This window comes from Haloarcula hispanica ATCC 33960 (assembly GCF_000223905.1).
Classification (GTDB): domain Archaea; phylum Halobacteriota; class Halobacteria; order Halobacteriales; family Haloarculaceae; genus Haloarcula; species Haloarcula hispanica.
The window spans coordinates 1,812,798-1,824,174 of sequence record NC_015948.1; the positions used below are offsets into that span (position 1 = coordinate 1,812,798).

General features: G+C 62.9%; 11 protein-coding genes. 4 read left to right on the forward strand and 7 right to left on the reverse strand.

Annotated elements, in window-relative coordinates; translation table 11 throughout:
• Positions 1 to 8: 8 nt before the first annotated feature.
• The 5 genes from HAH_RS09060 to HAH_RS09080 all read right to left on the reverse strand — a co-directional run bounded on the left by HAH_RS09060 (position 9) and on the right by HAH_RS09080 (position 4,734).
• On the reverse strand, positions 9 to 1,385 hold the full coding sequence (locus HAH_RS09060; RefSeq protein ID WP_014040653.1) for an HTTM domain-containing protein: 1,377 nt from the start codon (positions 1,383 to 1,385) through the stop codon (positions 9 to 11).
• A gap of 198 nt (positions 1,386 to 1,583) precedes the next feature.
• A complete protein-coding gene (locus HAH_RS09065; protein ID WP_023843313.1) occupies positions 1,584 to 1,853 on the reverse strand; it encodes a DUF7520 family protein in 270 nt (89 codons plus the stop codon).
• Positions 1,854 to 2,069: 216 nt separating this feature from the next.
• Positions 2,070 to 3,854 (reverse strand): cytochrome c oxidase subunit I, encoded by a 1,785-nt coding sequence (locus HAH_RS09070; protein ID WP_014040655.1) that lies wholly within the window; start codon positions 3,852 to 3,854, stop codon positions 2,070 to 2,072.
• A 169-nt stretch (positions 3,855 to 4,023) separates the two neighbouring features.
• Positions 4,024 to 4,275 (reverse strand): DUF6684 family protein, encoded by a 252-nt coding sequence (locus tag HAH_RS09075; protein WP_008313331.1) that lies wholly within the window; start codon positions 4,273 to 4,275, stop codon positions 4,024 to 4,026.
• 63 nt (positions 4,276 to 4,338) lie between these two features.
• Positions 4,339 to 4,734: a DUF7541 family protein gene (locus tag HAH_RS09080; protein WP_014040656.1), complete on the reverse strand. Its 396-nt coding sequence runs from the start codon at positions 4,732 to 4,734 to the stop codon at positions 4,339 to 4,341.
• 89 nt (positions 4,735 to 4,823) lie between these two features.
• Between HAH_RS09080 and HAH_RS09085 the strand changes: the two genes are divergently transcribed.
• Positions 4,824 to 7,361: a DUF7527 domain-containing protein gene (locus tag HAH_RS09085; protein WP_014040657.1), complete on the forward strand. Its 2,538-nt coding sequence runs from the start codon at positions 4,824 to 4,826 to the stop codon at positions 7,359 to 7,361.
• 9 nt (positions 7,362 to 7,370) lie between these two features.
• On the opposite strand, the gene HAH_RS09090 is transcribed toward HAH_RS09085, so the two are convergent.
• Positions 7,371 to 7,676 (reverse strand): hypothetical protein, encoded by a 306-nt coding sequence (locus tag HAH_RS09090; RefSeq protein ID WP_004516266.1) that lies wholly within the window; start codon positions 7,674 to 7,676, stop codon positions 7,371 to 7,373.
• 178 nt (positions 7,677 to 7,854) lie between these two features.
• On the opposite strand from HAH_RS09090, the gene HAH_RS09095 reads away from it, so the two are divergent.
• The 3 genes from HAH_RS09095 to HAH_RS09105 all read left to right on the forward strand — a co-directional run bounded on the left by HAH_RS09095 (position 7,855) and on the right by HAH_RS09105 (position 10,137).
• Positions 7,855 to 9,231 carry an adenylosuccinate synthase gene (locus HAH_RS09095; RefSeq protein ID WP_044951897.1) on the forward strand — a complete coding sequence of 459 codons (1,377 nt, stop codon included), beginning with the start codon at positions 7,855 to 7,857 and terminating at the stop codon, positions 9,229 to 9,231.
• Positions 9,232 to 9,345: 114 nt separating this feature from the next.
• A complete protein-coding gene (locus tag HAH_RS09100) occupies positions 9,346 to 9,540 on the forward strand; it encodes a methytransferase partner Trm112 (protein WP_014040659.1) in 195 nt (64 codons plus the stop codon).
• Positions 9,541 to 9,573: 33 nt separating this feature from the next.
• Positions 9,574 to 10,137 (forward strand): DUF7524 family protein, encoded by a 564-nt coding sequence (locus HAH_RS09105; RefSeq protein WP_023843314.1) that lies wholly within the window; start codon positions 9,574 to 9,576, stop codon positions 10,135 to 10,137.
• A gap of 6 nt (positions 10,138 to 10,143) precedes the next feature.
• Here the strand turns inward: HAH_RS09105 and HAH_RS09110 are convergent, their stop codons facing one another.
• The gene (locus tag HAH_RS09110; RefSeq protein WP_004956723.1) at positions 10,144 to 11,223 is read right to left on the reverse strand and encodes a DR2241 family protein; all 1,080 of its coding nucleotides are present in this window, start codon (positions 11,221 to 11,223) and stop codon (positions 10,144 to 10,146) included.
• Between the last annotated feature and the right edge of the window lie 154 nt (positions 11,224 to 11,377).

The following is an 11,377-nucleotide window of genomic DNA, read 5'->3' on the forward strand; positions in this document are numbered from 1 at the left end:
CACCCGCATCAGGCACACTGATACGACCCGAGCCGTTCCTGGTCGACAGATTCGGACCCGTTCAGGTTGGTCGACTCGGTCAGGACAATCAACTCCACGCGTTCCATCGCGTCGTCGTGGCCTTGATTCCACCGGGAACACAGATACGTTGCGAGCGACTGTCGAAGACTGGGTTCGTGACGGGCTGTCCCGAGGAACTTCTTCCAGCGCTGGTTCGGAAACCGGTCTGACACCTCTGGCGGCCGGGAGAGAGTGACCGGCTCCCCGGTAAGCGCGTCGACCCGATTCCCGGACTCCAGGGGTGCCGGGGCCGCGTACCACCACGTTTCCTGTGGCGGGTCTGGCGCGAACATATTCCAGCTCCGGTCCTCGATTCTGTCCGGCGTGCCCGTTGGTGCGGTGACAAAGCCGACCGCGACGGCGTTGAGAATCATAATCGCGACGATACCGAGCGTCGCTACCGAGCGCGTCGTCGTAGGGAACCAGATCTGTGGCGGACCTGTCGTTGAATCCGGCCACCGCGGGCGCAACGCTTCGATTGCGTCGGGCCAGCGGTCTGCGAGCGCGTCCCAAAACGGCGTCGGCAAAAATAGGACCAGCCCGAGAATCGAGACGAGCGGAAACACACCCAGGCGAAACGAGAACGCCATACAGACGTGTGCGGTGACGAACGCCGCGACCAGTGCCGTCCGATACCATCCGGTCCAGATGAGCAACAACGGGGACCCAACGAGCAAAGCGAGCCAGAGCCAGTTCCCCAGGACCAGCACCGGGTCCCAGCCCGCAACCACGTCACCAAGCCGGACAGTGAGGTGGTCGAGCTGGAACGCGTACTGCACCGCAGTCCCTTGGTGCCAGTACGTACCACGAAGCTTCATGAGGCCGTTCGTCACGTACACGGCAAGCACTTGGAGAAGGATTCCTGCAGTGCCGGCGGTGGCGACCCGTGTCGAGGCGGAGTCCGGCGGCCCATCTTCCCAGGCACAGCCGAGCGGGAGCAGGAGACTCCAGAACAGCAGCCGGCGAAACAGCGTATCGCCGGCGTTGAGGACGACAGGGTTCCGGAGCTGTATCGATACGAGCAGGACGAACGCGACGCCCGCGCTCAGGCGAGGGTGGTAGCCGACCACCAGCGCCAGTCCTGCGAGCGCCGTCAGTCCGAGGGCCACCAGCGGGAGCCAGACGGCCCCCGAGAAAGCGAGCGGCGACACGTCTCCCAGAACCGGATACAGTTCAGCCAGTGTCGAGCGCGGGAGCGCGCCGCTATCGGTGTAGAACGCAACGATGTCCGACCACCGCAGAGTGATGTCGGCGAGGAGACACAGCCCGAGCGCCGCTCTGAACGCTGCGAGCGCACGTCGGTCGATAGCGATCCTGCGGACCAACCACTGACGGAGGGGAAATTCGGGGCGCATCTGTAGGGAGGGCGGCGAGACACCGGCTTGTCGTCAAGCAGGCGACTAGCAGCCGATTTTCTGTCGGCTTAAAATAAACTAACGGAATCAGGCTATCAGAAAGCTGAAGCGTACACAGCGGTACGAGGAACTGGTTCACACGGCCAGATATACTGCAGCAACGGACACTCAGGAACTGGCCGCGTCGTCGATTCGCTCGGAGACGTACACGACGAGGCCAAGCAACACGCCGAGGACGATGCCGATGGTAACGAACCCGTAGATAGCGACGCCGAACGGCGTTGGCGGCAGCGCAATCACACCGAACAGTTCGGGTTCGAGGTCCTCCGGTCGGATACTGCCAAGAACGAATCCCATTACACCCGCGAGAACGACAATAGCAACGTACAGACGAAGGACGATTTGCTGCCCGGACCTGGCCTCGGCTGGCTCGCTCATGTGTGAACAACGGCTCGAAGACGATTAGCCTTTTTCACTTCCACGCCGTAGCTATCCTATGTCACAGAAGGAACTGTTGTTTCTCGTCCTGACCGGAATCGCGCTCATGATGTTCGTGACGGCCATGGTACTCGTCTCCGGCGCGAGCTAACAGGCACTGTCAGTTCGGGCGTGGCTGCGAACGACAAAAAGTAGACGAAAACAGAATTCGGCCGCTTACGAGTCGTCTTGTTCTTCCTGGCCGCCGTCAGCGAGCAGCGACGGGTCCTTCTCCGGTGCTTCGGCTTCGAGTTGCTCGTCGAACCACTGGAACTCACGGTCTAGCATGCCGTCGCGTTCGAGGTTCCACGGGTCGCCGTCCTCGACTTTCGGGCCTTCGAGCCAGGACTGGACGATGTTCCAGACGAAGAACAGCTGGCCGATGAACAGGATGAGTGCGCCCACCGTCGCCGCCTGGTGGAAGGTGCTGACCTGCGTCAGCGGCGCGATAGCGCCATCAAACTGGTAGGTGGCGTACCGGCGCGGCATCCCCAGATAGCCGAGCGCGAGCATCGCGAAGAACGTGATGTTGGTCCCGACCATCGAGAACCAGAAGTGCGCCTTCCCGAGCGTGCGCTGGTACATCCGCCCGGTGAATATCGGGAACCAGTAGTAGATGCCGGCGAAGGCCGCGAAGCCGATGGCACCCATCACGATGTAGTGGAAGTGTCCGACGACGTAGTAGGTGTCGTGCAGAATCAGGTCGACGGGAATGGAGGCGAGGAACACGCCCGTAACACCGCCGATGATGAAGTTCGAGACGAAGCCGATACAGAACAGCATCGGCGTCGTCAGGCGCAGGCGGCCGTTCCACATCGTCGTGATCCAGTTGAACGTCTTGACTGCGCTCGGTATCGCGATAGCCAACGAGACAGCCATGAATGAGGCCCGGAGCCGCGGGTCCATACCCGTCGAGAACATGTGGTGGGCCCAGACGCCAAAGGAGAGGACCCCGATGGCGAGCGTCGAGTAGACGACGAACTTGAAGCCGAACAGTTTTCGGCCGGAGAACTTCGGCAGGATGAGGCTGACCAGTCCCATCGGCGGCAGGACGAGGATGTACACCTCGGGGTGGCCGAAGAACCAGAACAGGTGCTGCCACAGCAGCGGGCCGCCACCCTCGACGGCGAAGAACGTCGTCGAGAGGTTCCGGTCCAGGAGGAGCATGACGATGGCGCTCCCCAGCAGCGGGAACGCGAACAGGATGAGCGCGGACTGGGTGAGGATCGTCCACGAGAAGATGTCGAGGTTCGCCCAGTTGACCTCCTCGTTGCGCTCCGTGAAGATGGTCGCGATGAAGTTGATCGCCCCCATCGTCGCTGCAACGCCCGAGAGGTGCAGTCCCAGCAGCATCAGGTCGACGCCGGGGTTCGCCTGCTCGACCGACAGCGGCGTGTACATCGTCCAAGCCGTACGAGCCGGCTCGATCATGTTCTCGGTTACCGGCGCGAGGAAGAATCCGGCCCAGATAAGCAGGGCCGCCGGCGGAAGCAGCCAGAACGCGATGGCGTTGATACGCGGGAACGCCATGTCGTCAGCCCCGATGAGCAGGGGGATGAAGTAGTTCGCGAACGCCGCGATGATGGGCGTCCCGAACAGGAACAGCATCGTGATGCCGTGACTCGTCAGGATGGAGTTGTAGGCGTTGTTGCCGAGGATGGCCCCGGCGGGCGTGACGAGCTGGAGGCGGATGAGCATCGCCATGATGCCGCCCACGGCGAATGCGATGACCGCGTACACCCCGTACAACAGACCGATGTCTTTGTGGTCGACGGTTGTTAGCCAGCGAATGATACCTGCGGGTTTCTCACGGTTGATGACCGCTGCCTCGTCACCCGTGACGGCCCCGCCACCCGCGAGCGGCGTATACGAACGCCAGTTCTCGACACGGGTGAGAAGCGCGGCGACGCCGACGAGGAGGACGGCCATCAGCCCCGTCAGCACAATATCTCCTGCTACCATAGTCGTCCTTCAGGACTGGGACATTATCAAAGGGTCGATTCCTGCAGCAACGATCATAAAACACGGCTTCCATCCGGCGGTGAAACCGCAGAAAGGAGGGACCACCTCGCACTGTCATCCGGTGGCGACCGCGGTCGGCCTTCGAAACGGTTTGTCTGGAACTGTCAGATCAGTCTTCGTGGCCGAGTTCGCCGCTCTCCTTCTCAGCGTTCTCGACGGCCTTCCCCGCGTAGTAGGTCAGGACAGCGAGCAGCAGGAACATCGAGATGATCAGTGCGAACTGCATTCCGGAGAAGACGGGATCCGTTCCGAATGCCGGGAACGCGGCGAACGCGACGATGAAGAAGAGGAGGATCCCGAGCGGGATAACGTTCACAGTGAGGTCGAGCAGGGTGTCTTTTTCGAACCCGAACAGTGCCATGCCTGTCCGTTAGAACAGGTCGGTAAATAGAGTGTTGGTTTCCGAACCGGGCGGGTACCCGTCTCAGGCCGCGGTCTGTTCCATTATCGAGGCGACGCCACCCATCGCGATCATCACGGTGCCCGCCGCGGCGACGGCCACCAGCCGAGTGAGGAGTGGCCCGGTCCCGACGTTCGAGAGCGCGATATCGGCGACCGGGACCTGCCAGAGCGCAAACGCGGCGGCGAGGACGATAAGAACCACTCCCACGCCCAGCAGGGTCGGCCACGGCCGTTCCACGTACCCGGACTCCGTGAGGATACCGGCGATACTGCCGCCGAACAGTATCAGTCCGAAGACGGCTACCGGAAAGAGTCCGACGAACACGCCGATCTCTGACAGTGCTAATCCCAGTGCGACGAACAGCGGCCACGGGCTCGCAGTCGGATACTGGTCGCTTAGTCCCGGCTCCTCTGCCATACACGCACTTACACTCGAATCGACATATGTCCATCGGACCGCGCCCGTGGGCACAAACTATTTGTCTGCCATCCGGCTTGGTGGGAGTAATGAGTACACGCACGGTCGAACGGATCGACGGCTGGGAGTCGGTTCCGTTCGACGGCGGGTTCGCGGGCCTGCAAGACCTCGCCGGGCAGGAGTTCTCCGGCGCGGTCATCACGGGTCCGACGCGCCTGTTCATGTTGAACGGGACCGTCGTCGGCGTCCTCGACGGCACTATCGAGGACTTCGAGGACGCGTCGGGAACAGCCAAGCGATCGCCCCACGAGGCCTTGCCCCTGCTTGCAGTGATGCAGGAGCGGGCCGACGAGGTGAAAGCGCAGTACTACACCGAAGACACCGCGCTTGCAGACGTCGATCAGACCCTGTCGAGCGGCAACTTTACGGGCTTTATCGAACTTTCAGAGAACGTCCTCTCGGGGGACTACTACACTGTCTACCACCAGGGCCGCTCGATGAGCGTGGCGTGGGTCGGGAACTCAGACAATCTCATCACCGACGACGAGGCGTTCGAGACGGCCAACGACGAGGTCGGCATCTACGAGGTCATGCCGGTCGACATCGAGCCGATCGAGATTCCGGAACCGCCGGAATCCGCGGCGGACGAGCAGTCAGCGGACCCGGCGGCCGCCGGCGTCGATCCGCTCGACGCTGGTGACGAGACGGCTGTCGCCGACGTACCCACCGACGAGGGTGCGGTGGATAGCACGCCGACAGAGACGGCAGCACCGGACGAACCGACACCACAGGACGACGCCAGCGATGAACTGGCGGACCCATCCCCGGACCCCGTCGGAGATACCGAAGCCGGTGGAACCGACGAGGCTGAACAGGCCCAGACCGCAGCAGAGTCGACACCGGACCGCGGCCCTGCAAGCAGCGGCCCGCCGGGGTCGAAAGCCGCCGGTGCGACTCCGGGCCGGTCCCGCCGCAGTTCCGAGTCGGACGAGCAATCGAGCGTGGACGAGAAGCCGAATGCGGACAGCCGGTCAGACAGCGGAGCGACCGATCGGGCGGCGACAGATACTGACACCGCGACACGGACGGAACCGAACAACGACGCCGTCGAACGGGAGACCAGAGTGCGTGAGACTGCCGAGGAGACCGAACCGAATCGCCCGGCGACGGACCCGTCACAAACGCAGGAATCCCAGCAGGCGAGTGCTCGGAACGCCCCGGCACAGAGCGACCAGACGGCTTCGACGGACCGTCGCGCCGAACCGACCGACTCGAAACCGAACCAGAGCACCGAGTCACGGCCGTCCAAGGCACAAACCGGGACTGGAGCGGCAACGTCGACGCCGGACGCCGGTTCTGGCGGGTCAACCACGGACCTGGAGACGCGCTCGGTCCCGTCGCTGGACCCGAACAAATCCGGGGGTGCTCGGGAAAGCATGACAACCAGCGTGTCCCCCACCCAGACGCCACCGAAAGGTGGGCAACAGGCATCGACGCCGCGACGTGACCAGCCAGCACAGGACGACTCGGCACCGTCGACCGAATCCAGTGTACAGGGACCAGCACCGGCACAGGAGAGCCGTAGCACACCTGCGAAAGACCCACAGCCGGCCGAGACGCCCAAGGCCCAGCCTTCGACAGAGGACCAGCGCCAGTCGCCTGCCGACGAAGAGCCGACACCGCACGAGCAGGAGCGCGTCGCGGAACTGGAGTCCGAACTGGAACAGCGGGCCGAGACGGTGTCGGAACTCGAATCCGAACTCACAGATCTGGAAGCCACGAACCAGGAACTCCGGGACGAGCGCGACCGCCTGGAGTCGGAGCTAGCCGACGCACGGGCCGAGATCGACCGGCTGGAGGAGCAACTCGACGAGCAGGACGACACCGCTGCGGGTGGCACCCGGCTCAGCGTCGGCGAGGCGATAAACGGGACGAACCTCTTCGTCAGGTACGACTCGAAGGGCAAAGCGACGCTGGAGGAAGCCAAGGACGGCGAGGCGAGTCGCGAGGAAGTCGAGGCGAACCTCAGGCTGGAGTACCACACGCAGTTCGAGGCCGAGGGCGCCACGGTCAACGGGACGCCCTTCGAGGAGTTCCTCGAGGACAGCATCCAGTACCGCTTCGTCAACTGGCTCATCCGGAACCTCCTCTACGAGATTCGGGACACCGGCCACGCGGGAGCGATGAAGGACCTCTACGAGGGCCTTCCGGCTATCGACCGCGCCGAACTGAACGGCAACGTCACGGTGACCTACACGGAGGACGGCCAGGAGAACCGCTCGCAGGAGCGGTTCGACGTCGTCGTCCGCGACCGGATGGGGAACCCGCTGGTCGTCGCCAACATCAACGACTCGCGTGAGCCGGCCTCCGAGGGCCAGATGTCGGACCTCATCCGGAACGCCGAGCGGGTCGGCAACGCCTCCGGATCGCTTGCGTCGGCGTTTCTCGTCACGAGCAGCTTCTTCGAGCCGGGGGCGCTCGAAACCGCCGAAGAAGCCACTTCCAGTGGGCTGTTCAACCGCGATAAGCGGAAGAGCTTCGTGAACCTCTCGCGCAAGGAGGGCTTTCACCTCTGTCTGTTAGAAGCGAGAAACCAGGAGTTCCACCTGGCGGTCCCGGAACTCTGAGAAAGAAGCTTAGCCTTCGATTTCGGCCGCGTCTTCGATCTTCATACCTTCGAGCTTGTCGATGATTTCGTCGACCTTCTCGTCTAAGTCGTCGACGAACTCACCGGTCTGTTCGGTCGTGATCGCACCCTGGCTGGAGGGCTCGATGAGGTTCTCCTCTTCGAGAACGCGCAGGGAGTACCGCACCTTGTGGTGCGGGTAGCCGGTTTCGTTGGACATCTTCACGATACCGATAGGCTCGTTCTCGATAACCATGCGAAGCACCTGCAAGTGGCGCTCCAGCATGTCAACTTCCTTTTCAAGCCTGTCTATCATGGCAATTGTTAACTTGTGTTTGCGGTATTTAAAGGTTCTCCCTCGGATAATCGCTACAACGTTGATACGTTCGAACAGGGGTGTCTTAAAACCGTCGTAACGGTTCACATGGGTACTGCTCACGAGCGTGATTTCCGGACCGTAATCTGTTTATCACGGTGGATGGAAGGTGCGTGCGATGACCGTAACCATCGTCGGCTCACAGCTCGGCGACGAAGGGAAGGGCGGCATCGTCGACCTGTACGGCGACGACGTGGACGTCGTCGCGCGCTATCAGGGCGGCGACAACGCCGGCCACACCGTCGTCCACGAGGGCGAGGAGTACAAGCTCTCGCTGGTTCCGAGCGGAGCCATCCGCGGCAAGGTCGGCGTCCTCGGCAACGGGTGCGTCGTCAATCCGCGAACGCTGTTCGACGAGATAGACACGCTCCAGGAACGCGGCCTCGACCCGGACGTTCGCATCGCCGAACGAGCACACGTCATTCTCCCGTTCCACCGCGTGCTCGACGGTATCGAGGAGGAACTAAAAAGCGAAACGGATGACGAAGTCGGGACAACGGGCCGCGGTATCGGCCCGACCTACGAGGACAAGGCCGGCCGGCGCGGCGTCCGCGTCGGCGACCTGCTCGACCCGGACGTGCTCCGGGAGCGCCTCGAATACGTCGTTCCGCAGAAGCGGGCCGTCGTCGAGGACGTGTACGACCTCGATGTCGACGAGCTTGACGATCCGGACGCCTTCGACGTGGACGCCATCTTCGAGGAGTTCCGCGAGTTCGGCCGTCGCTTCGAGGCCGAGGACATGACCGTCAACGCTGGGGCCTTCCTCAGCGCGACCATCGACGAGGGCCAGAACGTCATGCTGGAGGGCGCACAGGGGACAATCATCGACATCGACCACGGGAACTACCCCTACGTCACGTCATCGAACCCGACGGCCGGCGGCGCGGCGACCGGGACCGGACTCAGTCCCGGTGTCGTCGGCGACGGCGAAGTCATCGGGATCGTGAAGGCATACCTCACCCGTGTCGGAAGTGGCCCGCTGCCGACCGAACTCGGCGGCGTCGTCGGCGACACACCCGGCTACGACGAGCAAGGCGAAGGCGAGAACGAGGAGCTGGCGAACTACATCCGCGAGGAAGGCGGCGAGTACGGGACCGTTACCGGCCGCCCGCGACGTGTCGGTTGGCTCGACCTGCCGATGTTGCGCCACTCCACGCGCGTATCCGGCTTCACCGGCATCGCCATCAACCACCTCGACGTGCTCGCCGGCCTCGATGAAGTGAAAGTCGGTCACACGTACACGCTCGACGGCGAGGAACTGGCGTCGATGCCCGCGACGACCGAGCAGTGGAAGCGCTGTGAAGCCAACTTCAAGTCCTTCGACGGCTGGCCCGAGGTCGACTGGGCGGACGCCGCCGACGGGGGGTACGACGCACTCCCCGAGAACGCGAAGGGCTACGTCGAATACATCGAATCCGAACTCGACACGCCGGCCTACGCCATCGGCGTCGGCCCCGGTCGCGGCGAAACCATCGTCCGCGAACAGCCGTTTTAACTGGCCTTCCTGTCGGGTTCGACGTTTGAACGCTCACTTGTGTTTGCCCAGCGACGTGGTAGCACTCACTGGGAGAGCGGCAGACTTTTGCGACCGCCGGTCTTGGTCGAATGTATGAAAGAGGACTTGATGGAAATTATTTGCTGCCCTCTGGACAAGCACGACCTCGACCTCGAAGTGACAGAGCGCGATGACGACGAGATCCTGGCGGGCGAACTCGTCTGTACCGAGTGCAGCGAGACGTTCCCCATCGAGGACGGCATTCCGAACCTGCTCCCGCCGGATATGCGCGACGAGGCACCGGCCTGAACCTTTTTTTCCTCGCCCCGCGGAGTCACGTCCGTGCCTGACTCCCTGCCCGTGCACCTCAACCGGACGGACATCCACAGTCTGGAGGTTCCAAACGAGTTCGACGCGACAGGGAGTTTCGACGTACGACTAGTCAATCACGGCGAGGCCCTGCACGTCCATCTCCACCTCGACGACTCGCTTTCCTCCGTCGCATCGCTCGACGCCACGAACCACCACGTACGGGCCGAGACCGACCGACTGGTCAGGATAACTGTCGACGGTGACGGTCCGGTCCGCGGCAAGCTAAAGGTCGTGACGGGGTACGGCGCCGAGACCCGGTACATCGACATCTACATCCCGGAAGGCGGGACCGAGAACGAACCGGTCATCGTCGACGACGAGCTGTCGAAACCACAGCCGAAACCGGCCCCGGAATCGGAACCCGGTCTCGAAGACCTGTCCGCGGGACCGATACTGGCGGCTGGCGGTTTCACGGTCCTGATTGCGGGTCTCATCACGCTGGTACTCACCGAGAGCCTGCTGTTGACCGCTGTCGCAGTCCTCGCAGTCACAATCCTGTTGGGACTCCTGTCCGTCGCCGTTCGCTCGTCCTGACAGGGCTTACTGTTCCGTCTCGACGCCGCCGAGGTTCTCCTCGTCGTCGAACAGCTTCGCCCGCAGGAACCGTGCGCGGTACCGGTTGGCTCCCTCGTAGATGTCCGCCTCGCGGATGTCGTCTGCCTCGCCGTCGGCGACAGCATCAATGATGGCTTCCAACTGTTCTTTCTCGCTTGGCGTGAGTTCGAACTCGTAGGTCTGGGACTGCTCGCCTTCGAGTTTCGTCCACTTGCGTGCGCCAGCGATGACGAGGGAACAGGGTTCACGGCAGGGGAATTTCCCCGACCCACCGTCGACGTCAAGTTCCGTTTCGTCGTCGTACTGCCACTCCCGGCGCTTGAGACACTGGGAATCGTCACAGCAAGCCTCGGCGACCCAGTTGACGTGTTCGTAGCCGTCGCCGCGGTCCCAGGTCTTGACGACGCCGTAAATCCCGGTCTGGCGGTCGACGGTGTCGCGCCAGTGGCTCACGTCCAACTCGCCCTCGCGCTCACGGTGCCAGTTCGAAATCGTGGCCGGATAGAAGAAGTCCACCGCCTGGACTAGCTCCGTCGGTCCGAGTTCGGGAAACACCCAGCCTGACTGGAGAGTGGGGGCTGTTTTCAGCGGGCGGTAGCGGTCACGGTCGTCGTGTTTGGCGAGGGTACGGGCGTCCAGTGGGTCGTCGTACGCGTCCAGCGAATCGGCGTCTGTCCCCGTGTCGTCTACGTGGCGGAGGTCGTACACCCGCTCGTCGTCCTCGTCCAGTGTCACGGTAATCGAGAGCTCACCCCACGTCGTCGTCAGCCCCTCTCGTAACTGGTCGTATCGGTCCGGAATCGGCGTCGACTCAGCGTTTTCGAGCCACCGGAGATACGCCCAGCGAGGCTCCGCCTGAGGCGCTTTTGCGTGCCAGAAGTACCAGTTCGAGATGTACTCGGGGTACGACGCGGCCAGGCCATCGAGGTCCGCGATACTCGTACTCTCTGCTTCCGCTGTCGTCTCGACGGCGTAGCGTCCACCCTCGACCGCTGCCTCGATACCGTCGAACGCGATACCGTCCGACGCTGCCTCGGCGAACGCCTCGACATGGGTGTCGTCCATACCGCCGCCGTAGGTGTCGCACCGGGAAAAGTCGCCTGTTCCGGCAATCGGAGTGGAGATAGTTCCAAATTCGGCAAAATTATATTTTACAAGAATCGTAGATGATTTATGACATCTTGGTGGGGGCGGTCCGTGTCCGGAGGTGGACGCTGTG

Excerpts from the sequence above, each read along its gene's own strand:
- HAH_RS09065 (WP_023843313.1), bottom strand. The coding sequence starts at position 1,853 with ATGAGCGAGCCAGCCGAGGCCAGGTCCGGGCAGCAAATCGTCCTTCGT.
- HAH_RS09070 (WP_014040655.1), bottom strand. The coding sequence starts at position 3,854 with ATGGTAGCAGGAGATATTGTGCTGACGGGGCTGATGGCCGTCCTCCTC.
- HAH_RS09075 (WP_008313331.1), bottom strand. The coding sequence starts at position 4,275 with ATGGCACTGTTCGGGTTCGAAAAAGACACCCTGCTCGACCTCACTGTG.
- HAH_RS09080 (WP_014040656.1), bottom strand. The coding sequence starts at position 4,734 with ATGGCAGAGGAGCCGGGACTAAGCGACCAGTATCCGACTGCGAGCCCG.
- HAH_RS09085 (WP_014040657.1), top strand. The coding sequence starts at position 4,824 with ATGAGTACACGCACGGTCGAACGGATCGACGGCTGGGAGTCGGTTCCG.
- HAH_RS09090 (WP_004516266.1), bottom strand. The coding sequence starts at position 7,676 with ATGATAGACAGGCTTGAAAAGGAAGTTGACATGCTGGAGCGCCACTTG.
- HAH_RS09095 (WP_044951897.1), top strand. The coding sequence starts at position 7,855 with ATGACCGTAACCATCGTCGGCTCACAGCTCGGCGACGAAGGGAAGGGC.
- HAH_RS09100 (WP_014040659.1), top strand. The coding sequence starts at position 9,346 with ATGAAAGAGGACTTGATGGAAATTATTTGCTGCCCTCTGGACAAGCAC.
- HAH_RS09110 (WP_004956723.1), bottom strand. The coding sequence starts at position 11,223 with ATGGACGACACCCATGTCGAGGCGTTCGCCGAGGCAGCGTCGGACGGT.